17 protein-coding genes are annotated in these 18,411 nt (G+C 63.5%); 12 read left to right on the top strand and 5 right to left on the bottom strand.

Translation table 11 applies throughout. The features are described from left to right. Window positions 1-2: 2 nt before the first annotated feature. The 3 genes from H7J73_RS18730 to H7J73_RS18720 all read right to left on the bottom strand — a co-directional run bounded on the left by H7J73_RS18730 (window position 3) and on the right by H7J73_RS18720 (window position 3,742). Window positions 3-1,526 carry an APC family permease gene (locus H7J73_RS18730; protein ID WP_264069063.1) on the bottom strand — a complete coding sequence of 508 codons (1,524 nt, stop codon included), beginning with the start codon at window positions 1,524-1,526 and terminating at the stop codon, window positions 3-5. Between the two features lie 111 nt (window positions 1,527-1,637). Then, a complete protein-coding gene (locus H7J73_RS18725; RefSeq protein ID WP_435405528.1) occupies window positions 1,638-2,186 on the bottom strand; it encodes a hypothetical protein in 549 nt (182 codons plus the stop codon). 113 nt (window positions 2,187-2,299) lie between these two features. After that, window positions 2,300-3,742 carry a PucR family transcriptional regulator gene (locus H7J73_RS18720; protein ID WP_264069062.1) on the bottom strand — a complete coding sequence of 481 codons (1,443 nt, stop codon included), beginning with the start codon at window positions 3,740-3,742 and terminating at the stop codon, window positions 2,300-2,302. Window positions 3,743-3,858: 116 nt separating this feature from the next. Here H7J73_RS18720 and H7J73_RS18715 point away from each other — a divergent pair, with 116 nt between their 5' ends. The 12 genes from H7J73_RS18715 (at window position 3,859) to H7J73_RS18660 (ending at window position 15,545) form a co-directional block, all read left to right on the top strand. Next, window positions 3,859-4,956: an alcohol dehydrogenase catalytic domain-containing protein gene (locus H7J73_RS18715; protein WP_264069060.1), complete on the top strand. Its 1,098-nt coding sequence runs from the start codon at window positions 3,859-3,861 to the stop codon at window positions 4,954-4,956. A 30-nt stretch (window positions 4,957-4,986) separates the two neighbouring features. Next, window positions 4,987-6,417, top strand: coding sequence for an APC family permease (locus H7J73_RS18710; protein WP_264069059.1), 1,431 nt, complete (start codon window positions 4,987-4,989; stop codon window positions 6,415-6,417). 132 nt (window positions 6,418-6,549) lie between these two features. Continuing rightward, window positions 6,550-7,332, top strand: coding sequence for a maleylpyruvate isomerase N-terminal domain-containing protein (locus tag H7J73_RS18705; RefSeq protein ID WP_264069058.1), 783 nt, complete (start codon window positions 6,550-6,552; stop codon window positions 7,330-7,332). A gap of 381 nt (window positions 7,333-7,713) precedes the next feature. After that, entirely contained in the window at window positions 7,714-7,980 is a 267-nt protein-coding gene (locus tag H7J73_RS18700) for an urease subunit gamma (RefSeq protein ID WP_435405536.1), read from the top strand. A 28-nt stretch (window positions 7,981-8,008) separates the two neighbouring features. Continuing rightward, the gene (locus H7J73_RS18695; RefSeq protein WP_264069057.1) at window positions 8,009-8,464 is read left to right on the top strand and encodes an urease subunit beta; all 456 of its coding nucleotides are present in this window, start codon (window positions 8,009-8,011) and stop codon (window positions 8,462-8,464) included. Window positions 8,465-8,496: 32 nt separating this feature from the next. Then, complete coding sequence (locus tag H7J73_RS18690) at window positions 8,497-10,215, top strand: urease subunit alpha (protein ID WP_264069056.1); 1,719 nt, start codon at window positions 8,497-8,499, stop codon at window positions 10,213-10,215. Window positions 10,216-10,225: 10 nt separating this feature from the next. Further along, window positions 10,226-10,828, top strand: coding sequence for an urease accessory protein UreE (locus H7J73_RS18685; RefSeq protein WP_264069055.1), 603 nt, complete (start codon window positions 10,226-10,228; stop codon window positions 10,826-10,828). A 40-nt stretch (window positions 10,829-10,868) separates the two neighbouring features. Next, window positions 10,869-11,531: an urease accessory protein UreF gene (locus H7J73_RS18680; protein ID WP_264069053.1), complete on the top strand. Its 663-nt coding sequence runs from the start codon at window positions 10,869-10,871 to the stop codon at window positions 11,529-11,531. An 8-nt stretch (window positions 11,532-11,539) separates the two neighbouring features. Further along, window positions 11,540-12,193: an urease accessory protein UreG gene (gene ureG / locus H7J73_RS18675; RefSeq protein ID WP_264069052.1), complete on the top strand. Its 654-nt coding sequence runs from the start codon at window positions 11,540-11,542 to the stop codon at window positions 12,191-12,193. After that, window positions 12,190-13,095 carry an urease accessory protein UreD gene (locus H7J73_RS18670; RefSeq protein ID WP_264069051.1) on the top strand — a complete coding sequence of 302 codons (906 nt, stop codon included), beginning with the start codon at window positions 12,190-12,192 and terminating at the stop codon, window positions 13,093-13,095. Before ureG ends, H7J73_RS18670 begins: the two co-directional genes overlap by 4 nt. 57 nt (window positions 13,096-13,152) lie before the next feature. Further along, entirely contained in the window at window positions 13,153-14,229 is a 1,077-nt protein-coding gene (yut, locus tag H7J73_RS18665; RefSeq protein ID WP_264069050.1) for an urea transporter, read from the top strand. A gap of 2 nt (window positions 14,230-14,231) precedes the next feature. Then, window positions 14,232-15,545 carry an ammonium transporter gene (locus H7J73_RS18660; RefSeq protein WP_264069289.1) on the top strand — a complete coding sequence of 438 codons (1,314 nt, stop codon included), beginning with the start codon at window positions 14,232-14,234 and terminating at the stop codon, window positions 15,543-15,545. A 980-nt stretch (window positions 15,546-16,525) separates the two neighbouring features. On the opposite strand, the gene H7J73_RS18655 is transcribed toward H7J73_RS18660, so the two are convergent. Together H7J73_RS18655 and H7J73_RS18650 are read right to left on the bottom strand one after the other, a co-directional pair. Continuing rightward, window positions 16,526-17,140, bottom strand: a complete 615-nt coding sequence (locus tag H7J73_RS18655; protein WP_264069049.1) for a maleylpyruvate isomerase family mycothiol-dependent enzyme — start codon at window positions 17,138-17,140, stop codon at window positions 16,526-16,528. Window positions 17,141-17,354: 214 nt separating this feature from the next. Next, on the bottom strand, window positions 17,355-18,380 hold the full coding sequence (locus H7J73_RS18650) for a fused (3R)-hydroxyacyl-ACP dehydratase subunits HadA/HadB (RefSeq protein ID WP_264069288.1): 1,026 nt from the start codon (window positions 18,378-18,380) through the stop codon (window positions 17,355-17,357). Window positions 18,381-18,411: the final 31 nt, after the last annotated feature.

The following is an 18,411-nucleotide window of genomic DNA, read 5'->3' as shown; positions in this document are numbered from 1 at the left end:
GCTCAGATTTCGCCGTGCTTGATGTGCGGAATCGGTGTCCCCTCCTCGGCGAGTGTCTCCTCCTCGATGCGCATCGTCAGCGGCTTACGCAACCCACGGGTGACGTAGATCAGCAGCGTGAGGCCGATGACGAACCAGATCGCACCGTAGGCAAGGGCATCGAAGTGCAGGTTGAGCCACAGCACCGCCGTCAGGCACATGCCGATGATCGGTAGCACGATGTTGGTGAAGATCTCCGCGGGCGTCCGGCGCTTCTTCAGGCGCACGGCGAAATACAGCAGCACGGTCAGGTTGACGACGGTGAAGGCGATGAGCGCGCCGAAGTTGATCATCGACGAGACGAACTCGAGCGTGAACCGGAACGCCAGCAGCGACACCGCACCGACGATCAGCACGGCGTGCAGCGGCGTCAGGAATCTCGGATGGATGTAGGACAGGAACTTCGGGATCCGGCCCGTGCCATTGCGAGCCATCACGTAGATCATCCGGGAGACGCTGGCATGGGAGGACAGGCTCGAGGCGAACATGGCGGCCAGCGCAGCCGAGACGAACAGGATCTTGAAGAACGCGCCGCCGACCTTCAGCGCGAGTTCGGGAAGCGTGTCGTCGGTGACCTCGAAGCCGTCGAGCGTGGGAAAGGCGGACTGCGCGAACCAGGCGCCGATCAGGAAGATCGCGCCGCCGATCAGCAGGGCCAGGACGATCGCCTTGGGAACGGTGTTGGGCGACTTCGCTTCCTCGCTGTACATCGTGATCGCGTCGAACCCGATGAACGAGAAGCACACCACGGTGGCCCCGGCGATGACCGCCTGCATGTCCACGCCTGCGTGATACAGCGGCTGCAGCGTGAAGGCGGTGCCCTGGCCCACGCCCTTGGTCAGCTCGATGTAGGCCAGGACGACGAACACACCGATCAGGACGATCTGGAAGATGACGAGAATTCCGTTGATGCTCGACGTTCCCTTGATGCTCCAGGCGTTGAGCAAGGTGACGATCGCGACGTAGACGATGACGAATATCCACGACGGGGTGTCGGGGAAGAACGACTCGAAGTAGATCCGGCCGATCACCGCGTTGACCATCGGCAGCAGCAGATAGTCGAGCAGTGATGACCATCCCACGAGGAAGCCGATGTTGGGGTGGATGACCTCGGAGGCGTACGTGAAAGCAGAACCCGCCGAGGGGAACACCCGCGTCATCCGGCCGTAGCTGATCGCGGTGAACACCATGGCGACCAGCGCGACGATGTACGCGAGCGGAACGACCCCGTCGGTCTCGCCCGACACGATTCCGAACGTGTCGAACACCGTCATGGGCGTCATGTAGCCCAGGCCGAGGCCGACGATCGCCCACAGTCCGAGCGACCGTGACAGTTGAGGTGACGATGATGGGCCGATCTGTTGCACGACGATGCCTTTCGGACGGTCGCTCTCGAGAGCCGGGTGGCGCGACGGATGTCTACGATTCCACCCCTGCGGGGTTGCCGCTCGCAGCACGATACGCGCGGCGGCCCAGGAATCGGGCACGGTTGGACGATGTGGTGTCTGGTAGCCGACGTCGCCCCCGCCGGGACACCGGCGCAGCCGGCGAATGGCACCCCGTCGGGGAGCGCCCGCGCGGCCGATTGGCCTGGTGGGTTACGCGCGCAGCGCCCCGCGGGCATGCGACCAGAACGGCAGCCCGGCGGCAACGGTCGCCCCGACGGCGGTGAGGATGATGGCGGCATCGACACTGGTGCGGCCCTGGCGCGCCCAGTAGACATCTTTGAGATCGATGAGCAGGGCCAGCTCGTCGACGATCAGGGCTATCGCCGTTCCGTAGGCCGCCGCCGTCACCGGATGCCGCAGATGCCGTTCGTGACCTCGCAATGCAACTGCACCGATGGCCGCCAAGCCGGCGATCCCGATGTTGTAGTGGTGGAAGTGGTGCCCGCCGAGCGACATTCCGCCACTGGAGGGACCGTGGCCGTCGTGGATCCAATGAGTCAGCGCGCGCACGCCGGCGAAGGTGGCGGTGAAAGAGGACCAGGCGATCACCACCGACTGCTCCCCGGGCTGCAGGCGCCGACCCCATTCGTTTTTCAGGCGTTGCCAGCGGTCGGCGGTCACCGGGTCGGTCGGCTCGGCGGTGGATGCGGCTCCCGGCCGCTCGCCGATGCCATTCGACTGGATGCTCGAGTGCGTCACCGTGGGGATCCCTTCGCCCGGCGAGCCGCATTGCCCGCCCCGTTGGACCCTAGAACTGAACTGTGCCACCTGGCGGCGTGTCCGCCTGCGGGTTTGCTGTCAACGGCGGCGCCTCAGGTCTGATTTTGGAGCGTGCGGATGGCCAGCCACGCCGCAGTGCGGTCGTCAGGATTCGTCATCGACAATCCGGTGAGCTCTTCGATGCGCCGGATGCGGGTGGTGAGCGTCTGGCGGTGCACGCGGAGCTTGGAAGCCGTGGCACCCCAGGCGCCATGTTCGGCGAGATAGACCTGCAGGGTCTCGAACAGCGTGCCGTGTGCGCCGTCGTGCTCGCGCAGGGGGTCGAGCACGGCGGCGATACGCGTCGTGGCGCTGTCGTCGAGGTGTTCGAGGACGTAGGACACCGTGGCCAGCGATTGGTACCAGACGACGGGTTGGGCGTCGACGAGTGCGATTTCGAGCGACTGCTTGGCCTCGGCGGCCGAGCGCGCCAGCGACTGCGGCTCGCTCGGCGATCCCAGGCCCAGCCGCAGTGGCATCCGACCCGCGCCGGCAAGCCCCTCGACGATAGTGGCCAACTCGGGGGCACCGTCGTCGGCGATGAATCCGAGCACCCGCCCCTGGGATGCCGAAAGCACATGGGCGGCGCCGAGTTCGTCGAGCCAGCGGATGGCCAGGCGCTCGGCGTCGATCGTGCGGGAGCGCGAGGCGACAGCGAACGCGGTCAACGAATCGGCGTGAACTCCCCAGCGCCGCAACAGTTCCGCCGCTTCGGGGCCGCCACGCAACAATGTCGACAGCATCACCTCGCGTCCCAGTCGCTCGGTCGCCGGGTGGTCGGGGGTACGCAGCAGCAGATCCAGCAGCGCGGCGGCCTGTGATCCGAGATCACGGCTGCGACTTGTCGAACCGCGCGCGCTGATCACCAGGTGGGCGCTGATGTCCTCGCCTTGTCCGACCGCATGCACCTGCAGACCGCGATGCCGCACCCGCACCGGGCGATTGAACGCCACCGCCACGGCGTCGCGCACATGCAGACCACCAGAGCCCGCGGTCGTGATCATCTGGCCGTGCGCATCGAGCAGCACCACCCAGCCGTCGATCCGGTGCGCCAGTTCGGCCACCACGGCGACCACCCCGCCCCGGCGCGCCACCTGCGTCAGCACTTTCGTGCCGGTGGTGACGCGGCGATCCTCGGCTGACTGATCCGTGGCGATCAGCGCGACCAGGCGCGGGTGCACCACCTCGGCATCCACTCCCGGGACGAACAACGCGGTGATCGCGGCCTCGTCCAGGGCTGTGAGCAGGTCGTGGTCGGCCTCCTCACCCGCGACCACCAGCACGCAGGCAGCTAGCGACCGGCGTCGCACGGTGTCCGCCAATGCCTCGAGGAGCTCTGCCGGGGTCCCCACGACCAGGGTGGCGTGCAGGGCGGAAACAGCCATCACAAACTCGCTCAGCCGTATTGCGCCTTCGACGGGCGCGGTGGCCTCGACGGTGCCCGGCAACAGCTCGGCTGACAGATAGTCCCCGATCGACCGCACGGAGTAGCCCATCCCGAGATTGTACGAAATGTCGAAATCTGTGGGCCTGGTCCCACTTTTTTGCAATGACGTGACGGCATGCGGCTTCGTAGCATTCGACGGAATCGCCCCCCGACCCAAGGAACCGTGTGAAAGCCGTCGTCTTCCGAGACTCCTCTACGCCCATCGAATTCACCGACGTCGATCTGGCGGGCCCGAAGCGCGGCGAGGTCCGCGTCAAGATCGCCGCCGCCGGCGTGTGCCACTCGGACCTGCACGTCAAGCGCGGAGACTGGGACGCACCCGCACCCCTGGTGATGGGGCACGAAGGGTCCGGTGTGGTGATCGAACTCGGCGAAGGCGTGACCTCGCTGGCGGTCGGGGACCACGTGGTGCTGTCCTGGGTGCCGCCGTGCGGTGAGTGCCGGTACTGCCGCTCCGGTCACGAGGCGCGCTGCCAGAAGGTCGCCACCGAGGTCGGACCCAAGGGCGTCCTCTTCGACGGCACGTCGCGGTTGTCCAAGGACGGCGAGACGCTGCATCACTACCTGGGGGTGTCGTCGTTCGCCGAAGAGGTCGTGGTGCCGGCCTCCGGCGCGGTGAAGGTGCGCGACGACGCCCCACTGGACGCGATCGCGGTCGTCGGCTGCGCGGTGGCCACCGGTGTCGGCGCCGTGGTCAACACCGCCGCCGTCGAACCGGGTGCCACGGTCGCGGTCATCGGCTGCGGCGGCGTCGGCCTCAACGTCGTACAGGGCGCCAAGCTGGCCGGTGCGGAACGGATCATCGCGATCGACGTACTCGCCGACAAGACCGCGCTCGCGGTGCAATTCGGTGCAACCGACCGCATCAACGCCACCCGCGACGACGCCGTCGAACTGCTCTTCGATCTCCTGCCCGACGGCGTGGACTACGCGTTCGACGCGATCGGGCACACCAGCACCACCGAACAGGCGATCCGCATGCTGGGCCTCGGGGGCGCCGCCGTCGTGGTGGGCCTGCCCAAGACCGGCGCGCGGGCATCCTTCGAACCCCTGGTGCTGGCCGAAGCCGACCAGCGCATCCTGGGCTCCAATTACGGATCGGTGCGGCCCTCGATCGACATCCCCGCGCTGGTCGACCGCTACATGGACGGCCAGCTCAAACTCGACCCGCTGATCTGGGCACGCCGCCCGCTCGCCGAGGCCGCCGCGGCGTTCGAGAACCTCGAATCCGGCGCCGCCCTGCGCACCCTGCTCATCCCCTGATCCCCCTGTAAATCCGTAGGAGCACACTGCATGTCCACCACAGCCCGCGATGCGGGACCCACCGATGCGGGATTGCGCCACGGCGTGATGTCCGGGCCTGAACTCGCTGCCCAGGCGATCGCCAATATCGCCCCCAGCGCTGTGATCGCCTTCACCGCTGCGGCCATCTATCTCAGCGCCGGCAAGGCGACCATCCTGTCGTTCGCTCTGGCCACTGTCGCGATCCTGGCGGTCGGCTACTGCGTTGTGGTGTTCGCCCGCCGCAACGCGTCGGCCGGTTCGCTCTACACCTACGTCTCCAAGGGCCTTGGCCCGTTCGGTGCGTACCTCGCCGGCGTGGCGCTGCTGATCGGCTGTTGGGGCATCGCCGCCGGATCGCTGGGCGGCGCGGTGTCCTATATGAACGACTTCCTCAATCTCATCGGCATCCCGATCGAGGGCCGTGGCTGGCAGATCGCCTTGGCTATCGTTCTCGGCGGGCTGGCGACGCTGTTCACCATCCGCGGGATCCGGCTCTCGGCGCGGGTGTCGCTGGTGTTGGAGCTGATCTCGGTCACCATCATCACGGTCCTGCTGATTCTCGCACTGGTGTGGGCCGGCGACGCGGCATGGGATCCGTCGCAGTTCTCGCTGACCGACGTCCCGGCGCAGGGGGTCGCGACCGGCATGGTGCTCGGCATCCTCGGGTTCGTCGGCTTCTCCTCGGCCGACGCGCTCGGCCGTGAGGCCCGCAACCCGTACACCGCCATCCCGCGAGCCATCATGTGGAGCGCCGTCGTCGTCGGTGTGCTCTATGTTTTCGCCGCTTACACCCAGATCGCGTTGCTGAAGGAAGGCCTGGCCGACAGCGCAAGTCCCTTGCAGGACATCGCAGTTCTGATCGGCATGCCGTCGTGGTTCACGCCTATCCTGACCTTCGGCGTCGGCGCATCCTTCTTCGCTGTCGTGGTCGCACCGCTCAACGTCGTCGGCCGCATCGTCTACGTGATGGGCAAGGAGGGTGTGGTCGCCCAAAAATTCGGCCGCACCCACGAAGGACACCTCACCCCGCACCGCGTGCTGCTGGTCGCCGGTCCTTCGGTGATCGCCTGTGACGTGATCATGTTGGCTTTCGGGGTGCACCCGATGGACATCGTGGTGTGGGTGGACACCTACGGAACCTACGGCTACATGGTGGCTTACGCGTTGGTCGCGATCGCCTGCGTCGTCTACACCAAGCGCGAGAGCATGCCCAACACTCTGGTGTGGGTGGCCGCCGTGATCGCGGTCGGCACCATGGCCTACACCTTCTTCGCCAACGTCTATCCCGTTCCGGCGTTCCCGCTCAACGTGATTCCGTATGTGTTCCTCGCGACGGTCATCATCGCACTGGTCTGGTACTTCGTACTCGCTCAGCGCCGACCCGAGGTGATCGCCCGGATCGGCAAGACCGAGACCGATCTGATGGAAGGCGTCGGGTAGGCCGAGGTCTGGTCGAGCGGCGACTGGGATGGCACGTGTGTCGCGCCGAGTGTGGCGCGACACCGCCAGCCCTTCTTAGATTTAGCTTAATATTGTCTTATTTTTCTTACTATCGGTGTACCGTCGCCGCTCATGGGTTCAGGCAGCGAAGGTAACGGCCATCAGATGCGGCCCGGCCAGCCGCCTCGACTGTCGCCGATCTCTGACGTGGCCGCGGGCTATCGTCTCGTCTTCGATCGTGTCGACGCGCTCGTCCGCGGCCGTGCCGACCTCGCCGCACTGCCGGTCCCGGCCTGCCCCGCATGGACGATCCGTCACACCGTCGCCCATCTCGCCGGCGTCGCCCAGGACATCGTTTCGCTCAACCTGGAGGACAAGGCCGCGGACTCCTGGACCCAAGCGCAGCTCGATCGCCTCGGCGGGCACAGCATCGACGAACTACTCGACCGGTGGGGTCAGATGATCGACTCGGTGACATCGACCCTTGCTTTGGCTCCACAAGCATCCGCCTGCCAACTCGTGTTCGACACTCTCACCCATGAGCATGATCTTCGCGGCGCTTTGAGTGAACCGGGCTCCCGCGCAGGCGATCTCGCGTTCGAGGTCGCTCTTGGTTTTGTGACAACGATGGGTGATCGGTTCATCCGGCATGGGGGGCTCCCGGCGCTACGATTGATCACGCCCACGATCGGAGCCGCCCAGCTCGGTGAACCGCCCACCGTCCAAGGTCAACTCACCCTCGAGATCTCCGATTTCGAGGCACTGCGAGCGTTCGGCGGACGACGCAGCATCGGCCAACTATCGGCGCTGCCCTGGTGTGGCGACCCGACGGATTTGTTACCCGCCTTCACGCACCTGCTACCTGCCTTCACCAATGACGGTGTGCGACCGCCAATCGACGACCTCGTCGAATGATCCGAGCCGGTGATCTGCCGGGGATTGAGATGCCCGCGCCCAGCGAATCATGCTCGACGGGAGCGGTATTCGCATCCACGGAGGACATGCTGCGGATCGTCGATATCGCGCTCGGCGCCATGGCTGCGGAGGTGCTGTCGATGACGCGATTGCGCGCAACGATTGGATGTGCGGCGAGGTCCATCCTGACCCGGAGCACTCTCCTTTAACACGATGCCTGACTGCCCACAGGTTAATTCCGATAGTTTCGCGTGTGTCCTTCGTCACAAAAGGTGGTCACCGGAGGCCTGCTATAAATTTATTTGCGAATAGGATGTTGCTTCTCCCCTCTGAGATAAGGGTTCGGTTCATGCACCTCACACCGCGCGAGCTTGACAAGCCATTCTGACCCTGGCGGATATCGCCCTGCGAAGAAAGAACAAGGGGCTCAAGCTGAACCACCCGGAGTCGGTTGCGGTTATAACCGCGGCGGCATTGGAGGGCGCTCGCGAGGGAAAGACTGTTGAGCAGGTGATGGCCGATGCGTCGAATGTTCTCACCGTCGATGACGTGATGGAAGGCGTGGCTGACATGATCACGCGTGTACAGGTCGAGGCGGTGTTCCTAGATGGGAGCCGGCTGGTCACCGTGCACGCACCCATCCGTTGACATTCGGGCACGTCCGGAAGGTAAGGCTATGAGCGACAACGATTTACAATCACAAACTCACGATGTGGATCCAGCACTGTCTGGCTCCAAGGTCCCCGTGGGTGGATATGTTCTGAGGCCCGAAAAGATTGAGATCAATAGCGGCCGCGAGCGTCGGACGATAACGGTGCGGAATACCGGCGATAGGCCGATTCAAGTGGGCTCGCATTTCCATTTCATGGAAGTCAATCGTGCTCTTTCTTTTGATCGCGGTGCAACTTTTGGATGGCGTTTAGACATTATCGCAGGTACTGCAGTCCGGTTCGAGCCTGGCGATGAACGGGAAGTCACTTTGGTTCCGTTCGGGGGGAAGAACCGCGTTCACGGGTTCAACGACCTGGTCAACGGGTGGGCGCCCCCGTCGTCGACGTATAGCCCCCGTCTTCAGCAGGCTATTGATTTAGCGGTCGAACGCGGCTTCGCGAGCAGCGATTCGCCGAAGTAATCTATCGCCACTCAGAAATTTGAGGACACAATATGACGAGTATTTCGCGTAAAGAATACGCTGGGCTTTTTGGTGCAACAACCGGTGACAAGATCCGACTGGGCAATACGGATCTATTCATTGAAATCGAGGACGACCTTCGCGTTATCGGTGACGAGGCGATCTATGGTGGCGGCAAGACCCTCCGCGACGGAATGGGCCAGGACCCCGCCGCATTAAGCGACACCGGCGCTCTGGACATCGTCATCACGAACGTGGTGATCGTGGATCCACTGCTAGGTGTGATCAAGGCCGACGTCGGTATCAAAGACGGAAAGATCGCCGGTATCGGCAAGGCCGGCAATTCATCGACGATGGACGGGGTTACTCCCGGGCTCACGACAGGTCCGGCCACCGATGCCATCTCGGGTGAGCAGCTTATTCTCACTGCCGCAGGACTCGATGCCCACGTTCACCTGATCTCGCCCCAACAAGCGTACGCAGCCCTGAGCGGCGGGATCACTACGCTCATCGGCGGCGGTATCGGCCCCACCGACGGAACCAACGGCACGACCATCACCTCAGGTGTGTGGAACACCGAGATGATGTTGCTGGCCAACGAGGGCCTACCTGTCAATGTGCTCATGTTGGGTAAGGGTAATTCGTCAGGCCGCGCATCAATGGTCGAACAGATCCGCGCCGGGGTTGCGGGACTGAAGATCCACGAAGACTGGGGCTCGACGCCCTCGGCGATCCGGGCGGCGCTGGCGGTGGCCGACGAATACGACGTACAGGTGGCCATTCACACCGACACGCTCAACGAGGCGGGCTACGTCGAAGACACGATCGCAGCCTTCGAGGGTCGGACGATCCACACCTATCACAGCGAGGGAGCTGGGGGCGGCCACGCCCCGGACATCCTTCGTGTCACGGGTGAGCAGAACGTGTTGCCCGGGTCGACAAACCCGACGTTGCCTTACGGGATCAACACCCAGGCAGAACTTTTCGACATGATCATGGTTTGTCACAACCTGAACCCGCTTGTGCCGTCCGATGTCTCCTTCGCCGAAAGTCGAGTACGCGCTGAGACCATTGGCGCGGAGAACGTCCTGCACGACATGGGTGTCATCTCGGTAATCTCCAGTGATTCCCAAGCGATGGGACGCATCGGCGAGAACTGGCTGCGCGCTATCCAGACAGCGGATTGCATGAAGCGAGCCAGGGGAAAACTCCCCCAGGATGCTCCTGGCAATGACAACTTCCGTGTCCTACGGTTCGTCGCCAAGGTGACGATCAACCCGGCGATCACCTTCGGGATTTCGAATGTCGTGGGTTCGATCGCTCCTGGAAAGATGGCAGACCTCGTGCTTTGGGAACCCGCGTTCTTCGGCGCGAAGCCCAAGACGATCATCAAAGGTGGTGCCATCAACTGGGCTGCCATGGGTGATCCGAACGCGTCGCTGCCGACCCCTCAGCCGGTCATACATCGGCCGATGTTCGGCGCGTTCGGAAAGGCGCTGCCAAAGACTTCCGTTTCTTTCGTGTCCAAGGCGGCCGCCGAATCGGGTATCGCAGAGCGTCTTGGTCTTGAGCGGCAGGTCATTGGTGTCGAGAACACTCGATCGATTTCTAAGCACCACATGGTCCGCAATTCGGAAACCCCGAACATCGTTGTCGATCCCGAGACGTTCGCCGTGACGGTTGACGGCGAACACGCCTACGTCGAACCCGCCGAGTCGATCAGCCTCAACCAACTCTACTTTTTCAGCTAAGGGGGCCGGAATGACCAGCACCACAACAGAATCTGGCATCGGCAAACCCATTTTGGTCGAGAGGATCTTGGGTAATCAATCCGATGCGCAGTGGGTTGACCGGCTCGCTGTCTGTGCAGTCGAGGAAGTTCTCCTAGACCAGTGGGAGGCCCAAAAGAGCCGAATTCGCCGGCCCACCACGGGAAACCGAGAAGTGGCGATCTCGCTCGAACGTGGAGTGCAGCTCCGAGACGGAGACGTGCTCTGGTGGGACGCACAGACGTCGAAGGCGATCGTGGCCCGTATCGATCTCAGTGAGGTTTTGGAGGTCGATCTGAGTGCCTTGGTGGGGCGCAGTCCCGAGGCCGTGATTCAAACGTGTGTAGAGCTGGGGCATGCGCTGGGCAATCAGCATTGGCCAGCGGTCATCAAGGGGACCAAGGTTTATGTACCGCTGACGGTTGCGCAGCCGGTGATGAATTCCGTGATGCGTACCCACGCACTGGAAGGCGTGCGCCATCGTTTCATCCCGGGCGCCGAGGTCATCCCCTATATCGCCCCGCACGAGGCCCGCAGGTTGTTCGGAGGGGCTGCCCGCGATAGCGAGGGCCACACCCATGACCCGAAAGAATAGCGCCACGCCACTCAACACAGCGGTGCAACAGATGCGGGCTATGCAGTTCGCGGACAGTATGTTGCCGGTTGGAGCGTTCTCCTTCTCTAATGGGTTGGAAACCGCGGTCGCCGAGGGCTTCATCACCGATGCTCGCAGCCTAGGGGAGTTCGTGGAGGTCTCGGTACGGCAAGCGGCGCGATGCGATGGCATCGCGCTCTTGCATGCCCACCGCGGCGCCCGCGCCGGTGATCTCGACCGAGTGGTGGCTGCCGACCACGCCGTATGGGAACGAAAAATCAACGAGGAAGCCCGCACGATGACCTCGCGTATGGGCCGCAAACTCGCCGAACTCACCACACGCGTTGTGCCTGATTCCACGCTCATCCAATGCTGGCTGGAAAGACTGACATCGGGGCAGACTCCAGGAACGTTTCCGGTGGGGCTGGCGGTGGTGTTCGCCGAACTGGGCTCACCCGAGACCGACGCATTCGGGGTGCACCAATATGGTGTGGCCTCAACACTTCTGGGGGCAGCGCTGCGGATCGCGCGGGTAGACCACGTTCAAACCCAGGAGATCCTCTTCGCGGTCAATGGCACTGCCGAGAAAGACTATGACGCCATCTGCGGCCTTGGTATCGACGATATGACGTCGTTCGTCCCCATGATGGATATTTTTGCCTCAATCCATGTCCGGTCACACATCCGCATGTTCATGAACTAAGGAGTCGAATGAAGAAAACGACGAGAATCGGGATCGGCGGTCCGGTGGGATCGGGCAAGACTGCACTGATCGAGGCGATCACACCGCATTTCATCGACCGTAACACCAGCGTTCTCATCATCACCAACGATGTGGTGACCACTGAGGATGCCAAGCATGTCCAGAAGGCGCTCAAGGGAATCCTCCTTGAGGAACGGATCGTGGGGGTGGAGACCGGAGCCTGCCCACACACGGCGGTCCGCGAGGATCCGTCGATGAATCTGGCGGCGGTCGAGGAGATGGAACGCACGTTCCCTGACGCTGACATTGTGTTCATCGAAAGCGGTGGTGACAACCTGACATTGACGTTCAGCCCCGCTCTCGTGGACTACTTCATCTATGTCATCGACGTCGCTGCGGGCGATAAGATCCCGAGAAAGAACGGACCGGGCATCGCTCAGTCGGACATCTTGGTTATCAACAAGACAGATCTGGCTCCCTATGTGGACGCGGATCTGTCTGTGATGGAACGTGATTCGGCGGCACAACGGAGTGGGAAACCGTTCGTGTTCACCAATTGCAGGACGGGGCAGGGGATTAGCGAGGTCGTCGACCTCATCTCGCATGGCGTGCTCTTCGACACCGCCGACGATAAGCAAGGTTCAGGTATCGGGGTGTCGTGACCGCTATATCCCTGCCAGAACTCACGCCGTATCAGGACCAGCCGCGGCAAGCTCCGGCTGGGCGAGTCGCCAAGACTGGTGTCGCTCGTTTGCGGTTCGCGCAACGGGGCTCCAAAACCATCCTTGCCGATATGTACCGCAAGACGCCACTGCTGGTGCAACAGGCGCTGTACTGGGACGAGGCGCTGCCGGACATGGCATGTGTCTATTTGATCTCCACCTCGGGGTGTGTGCTGCAAGGCGACCGGCTCCACCTGTCGGTGAACATGGCTGCAGACACCCAGGCGCATCTGACCACGCAATCGGCGACCAAGGTCCATTCCATGGACGCGAATTACGCGTTGATGGAGCAACGTTTCGAGCTGTCCGAGCGCTCCTACCTCGAATACATGCCGGGGGTGACCATTCCCCATCGGAACTCTCGTTACGTCACCCAAACCGATATAGTCGTCGACCCAACGGCGACGATGCTGATGTCGGAGATCGTGATGCCGGGCCGCAAACACCACGCGGGCGGAGAAGCATTTTGCTACGACCTCTTCTCAGCTTTGGTACGCGTCACGCGTCCTGGCGGTTCGCGACTGTTCACCGAGAAAATTCTCATCGAGCCCGCCGTCATGCCCGTGAGGTCCGTGGGCGCGATGGGCAAATACGATGTGTTCGCCAACGTGATCGCCCTGACCCCTTCGGAGTGTGCGCGGGAGATCCTGGCTCAAACCGATCCCGGTGTTGTTGACGGGGTGTATTCCGGGGCCAGCGTTCTCCCCAACGACGCCGGTCTGATCTTCAAGGTTATCGGTTCGGAGTCCGGGCCGGTCAAGCGCAGGGTCCGTCAATTCTGGGCGACGGTGCGCGCGACTGTGCTCGGCGCCGAACTTCATCCAGAGCCGCGCTGGGGATGAATAGGTGCCGATAAGCACACTGTGGCAGCAGGTTTCGTGGGAGAGGCGAGGTACGTAATGGGTTTGGGCACCCGTTGGACTCAGTTCCGACCGCGGGGTCGCGTCGCGACTTTTGCCGATCTCAACTTCAAAGGCGCCGGCCAAGTGTTCTTTCAGGAGAATTCACTGACGGGTGTGCTGTTCCTGGCCGGAATAGCCTACGGCGCCGTCGTCGCCAAGACGCCCCAGGTTTTGCTCGGTGCAGTGATCGGGCTCCTCGTCTCGACGATCACCGCCATCGCGCTGCAACCCGACGAGCCATCGCTGCGCAAAGGTCTCTATGGATACAACGGCGTCCTCGTCGGGGCCGCGCTCCCCACGTTCCTGGGCATTACGCCCATGCTCTGGTTCTATCTCGTCGTCGCTTCGGCTGCATCGACAGTGGTCTTCATGGCCACCGCCACGGTCTGCAAGACATGGGGAGTACCCGCGCTAACGTTCCCGTTCAACCTGGTCAACTGGATTTTTCTGATGGGCGCATTCCAGTTCATGAGACTGCGGACGACAGACCTCAACCCAGGGCAATTCCCGTCTCAGGTGACTGGCGCGGCAGCCCACGTCAACATCACGCCAGGATTCTTGGTCGAAGCACTGTTGAAGAACATTGCTCAGGTATTCCTCATCAACAATGCGATCACCGGGGCTATCTTCGTCGTCGCGCTGGTGGTGTCGTCGGTGTGGGCGGGCGTGTTTGCCCTGGGCGGGTCAGCGCTGGCGATAGGTGCCAGCTTGGCGATGGGCGCACCGGCACCCGACATTCACAGTGGTCTCTACGGTTTCAGCGCCGTGCTGACGGCCGTCGCACTGGGGTGCGTCTTCTACAGACCGTCGCCTCGTGTCACCGTGTTCGCCATATTCGGTGTACTGGTCACCGTCGCCATTCATTCCATGCTCGTATCGGCTCTCACGCCGGTAAGCCTGCCACCGGGCACCGCGCCCTTCGTCTTCGCGACATGGTTGTTCCTGCTACCCAAGAAGCGGTTTGATCCCGTGCAACACGAGCATCTGGCCGGCGGAGCCGCCGAACCCAGCCCACTGGCCCGGGCAACAACGAGTAAGTCCGTAAATCCACTGCACGAAAAGGAGAATCAGTGACGATGTTCGCCACTCCCGGTTTCATTCCGCTGGCCGCCGAACCGGCGGTCAGCGCCGGTGACACCTCCTGGGTGCTGATCTGTGCGGGTCTGGTCCTGTTCATGGTTCCCGGACTGGCGCTGTTCTATGCCGGGATGGTCAGTAGGCGCAGCGTGCTGGTCATGTTGCAGCAGAACATCATTCCGATCGGAGTCATCTCCATCACCTGGGTGCTGGCCGGCTATAGCATCGCGTTCAGCAACGACAAGGCTGGTCTTCTCGGCGACCTGGAACTCTTCGGACTCACCGATCTGGGAGCGCCACCTGTCAACCCCCGGCACGTGGTCGATCTGGTGGCCATCCCGACCTTGGCCTTCGTCGCCTATCAGATGATGTTCGCCATCATTACGCCGGCGCTCGCAACCGGTGCAGTAGCGTACCGCCTCAAAGCATTTGGATGGGCGGTCTTCCTGGCCGCCTGGTCGATCATCGTGTACCCGCCGATCACCCACTGGCTCTGGTCGACTCCTGGCTGGCTGGCACGGCTGGGCGCGCAGGACTGGGCGGGCGGAATGGTCGTCCACGCCTCATCCGGTGCGGCTGCACTTGCCCTGCTGCTCGTGCTCGGCCGGCGTGTGGGGTGGCCGGATCGAGAGCCACTGCCCCATTCAGTCCCCATGGTGGTCATCGGTGCCGCGATTCTGTGGTTCGGCTGGTTCGGCTTCAATGCCGGCGATGGCCTGCGCGCCGATGACGTAGCGGCGCAGGCGCTGCTCAACACTCAAGTTGCCGGTGCGACCGCCATGCTCGTGTGGCTCGTGATCGAGCGATTCACCACCGGCCACGCCACCGTTCTCGGCGGGGTGACCGGAGCTGTCGCCGGACTCGCCACGATCACACCGGCAGCAGGTTTCGTCAGCACGCTGGGAGCGGTGGTGATCGGAGTGCTCGCCGGCGCAATATGCAGCCTGGCCCTCAAACTCAAAGTGCTGGGCAAGTTCGACGACGCACTCGATGTCATCGCCGTCCACTTCGTCGGCGGCATCCTGGGCAGCCTCCTGGTCGGTTTCTTCGGGTCCGCCGATATCAATCCTGCTGGGAAGGATGGCATCTTCTACGGTGGTGGTGCAGCGTTGTTGGGGCATCAGGCGGTCGCGTTGGTGAGTGTCATCGCATACTCTTTCGTCGCGACCTTGATCATCGCCCTCATCATCGAAAAGACCGTTGGACTCAAAGCCCGGCCTGAGGACGAAGATTCCCTCGACCAGGTCCAGCAAGCCTCCGACGCGTACAACGATGGTCCGCCCGAGACCAGCACCGTTGTCGAGCGCACCTAGGCCGATGGGAAGTGGCTGATCTGCCGGAGAACAGTTCTATCGTTGCCGGATGGCGGTTGCCTAGCGGCGTCGGCTGGCGGTCAGGCACACTGTCGGACCGCAGTAACCCGTCTTGCTCGCGCACATATCACTCTGCAGCGCAAGCTAATTCGAGGTCCGTGCAGCGATGGCGCGCCGCGTAGTCGCGGGCGATTCGGAGCTGGTTGCCAGTCGCGGCCTGGCCCCGCCCTCCACGCCTCGCTGCAAGTCGCGAGTGGGCGAGGCTTTCGTGGATTATCTGGACATTCTATGATAAGTGTTGTACAACAACAGGTTTCGCATGTGTTGGCGAGGAGCGGGATGAGCGTTAACGGAAGTTCTTCGAAGGGTCGCGCTCGGAGGGTGCGGCTCGCAGGTGCCCTCGCCGTAGGGGCTCTGGCGGCTGCATCCGTCTTCGTCGAGTTCGGAACGCCGCTCCCCGAAGCGCACAACCTCGCCGTCTGCCCGCAAGAGGAGTCGGAAGACACGTTCACCAGCGAGTGCGTCCCGGACATCTCGCCCAATGTTCCTGGCGGAAACTATCCGACACCTGGCCACCCGACCCCAGGGCCACAGGCAATTCCCACAGCCACCCACGTGCCTGGTTCGCCTCACGGAGTCCCTGAATACGACGGTGTACCTTGCGAAAGCACCCATGGTGCGAACGGTCTCTGCGCAGGCCTGGAGAGAAGTTGAGCAGGCGTTATGTGAACACAGCGCAAGGGGGAATCGGTCTCCGCTTCTCGGTCGGGGTTCGGTAGCCCAGAGCTGAGTGGCGTGGTCGATGGAGTGGAGCGGCGGAGACCAAGGCGTGGTCGCGCGATCGCACCGTCTGGCTTGCCCAGGCCACCTAGAGAGCAGCAACGGTGGGTTGTCCTCGACTGATCGGTCGAGGGTGTCGCTACCGACCGCGTCACGCGCCAACTGCCACTCACCGGACAACCCGACTTCGGTCGGGTGCTTTAGCGCAGCAGTGTTGTGCCTTCGCCAGCCAGCTCGCCGGCGACCGATTCGGCCCGTCCCGTCATCGCCAGCAGCAGAGCCTCACCTGTTCCGCGGACCTCGGGGCCGCGGCCGGCCGACCAATCCATGTCGGTAGCCACCAGCCGCGCACCGTGTGTGCGGCGTGCGCCTCCGATGACCGGACTGAAGCGGGCGAAGTTCAGCGAGACTCGGAGGCGTTCCTCGGGGATGGTCCGGAGCAGACCCAACGGTCGGCGGATGTCCTGCTGGTGGATCAGGCATTCGATCAGCGCCACTCGGCCGCCGTAGAGCGCCGCCGCGCCGGACGGTCGGCCACCCTGGTGCATCAGCCTGATGAGCTGTTCGGGTGCCAACCCAGCGCTGTCGCGGAGCCCTTTCGCGTTCAGCCGGTCGATGTCGAACCGTGTCCGAACCATGTTCATGATCAACCGGGCGCGGCTCTGCCCGAGATAAGCGATCGTGTGCGCGACCACGTCTCGCACGGTCCATCCCTCGCACAGACTGGACACGCTCCATTGTTCCGGGGTCAGCTCGTGCAGTAGCGCCGCGAACTCGGCGCGTTCCAGTCCTGCCAGGGTGCGAACAGCGGTCACAGGAGTCAGTGTGACCGAGGGCCGCCAGCCCACCGCACTGGCCCCATCACCTTGATCGGCGACGCTGTTCATGGTCCGCGGGATCCGGCGCTCGGTCGGTCGCCAGACGGATTTCGTCGCACCGGACGCGCCGTTCCGCATCCAGCCGGCTTACCGGCCCGGAGTTCGCCTGGTAGGAAAGGTGATTCGGCAGGGTCGGAGCTGGCGCCCCTGGTCAGCGGAAGCGGACGTCCAGCGTCGCCAGGCCGAAGATCTTCTTACCGGCGGACTTGGCGGTGACGATGACGACACCGGAGCGCGTGGCCGGATCCAGTGACTTGATGCGGCCACCGAACTCGATGTCGGCGCCTTCGGTGGCCGAGACGATCGCGGGTGCGGACAGCCGGATGGCGTAGCGGGTGACGGCACCGGGATCGCCCGACCAAGTAGAGGCGAACCCGGCCCCCAACCCCATGGTGAGCATGCCGTGGGCGATCACGTCGGGCAATCCGGCCAGTTTGGCGATGCTCTCGTCCCAGTGGATCGGATTGGCATCGCCGGCCACGCCGGCATAGTTGACCAGGTCGCCGCGCGAGAGACGGGTGTGGTGAGCCGGGAGCTCGTCACCGACCTTCAGATCGTCGAAGTTCGGGGTGCCGGGCGTGCGGGTGACGCCTGCCTCGGCGATCCGAACCTCACCCTCGGGGCGCACCGTCTTGCGGTACTCGGCTTCGCCGACTCCGAAGATGTTCACGTCGTGCATCATCGCGTTGTGCACGGCTGACTTGATCTCGGGATTGAGATCCTCGGCGGTGACGCCGACGACAGTGGTGTGCAACGTGTGCACCCGCTCGCCGGCCGCGTCGGTGAACGTGTTGGTGACGGTGATCAGGTCTCGGCCGGCGATCCGGCGCACCGACGTCAGCTCGACGTCGACGTGCAGTTCGTCGCCCTCCACGATCGGGCGGTGCTGCTCGAAGACCTCTTCGGTCTGCATGTAGGTGTCGTACCCGACGACTATCTGCTCGAACATGAGGCGATTGCAGTTCATCCCGGGTGTCGAGGTGAACGTCAGGGGCGCCACCAGCCCCGAATAGCCCAGGTCGGCGGCGGCGGCGGCATCCCAGTGCGCAGGGTGATAGTCCTGCACCGCGCGGGCGTATTCGCGCAGCTTCTCGCGGCCGACCAGGTAGGTGCCGTCCATCTGGTAGTAGTGGCCGACCCGCGCTTCGAGTGCCGACGGTTCTGCTGCTGCGGTCATGACTGTGCTCAACATTTCTATCGACTGTTCG

The organism is Mycolicibacterium komossense (genome assembly GCF_025822605.1).
Lineage (GTDB): Bacteria > Actinomycetota > Actinomycetes > Mycobacteriales > Mycobacteriaceae > Mycobacterium > Mycobacterium komossense.
This window is presented reverse-complemented; position numbering and strand designations above follow the sequence as displayed.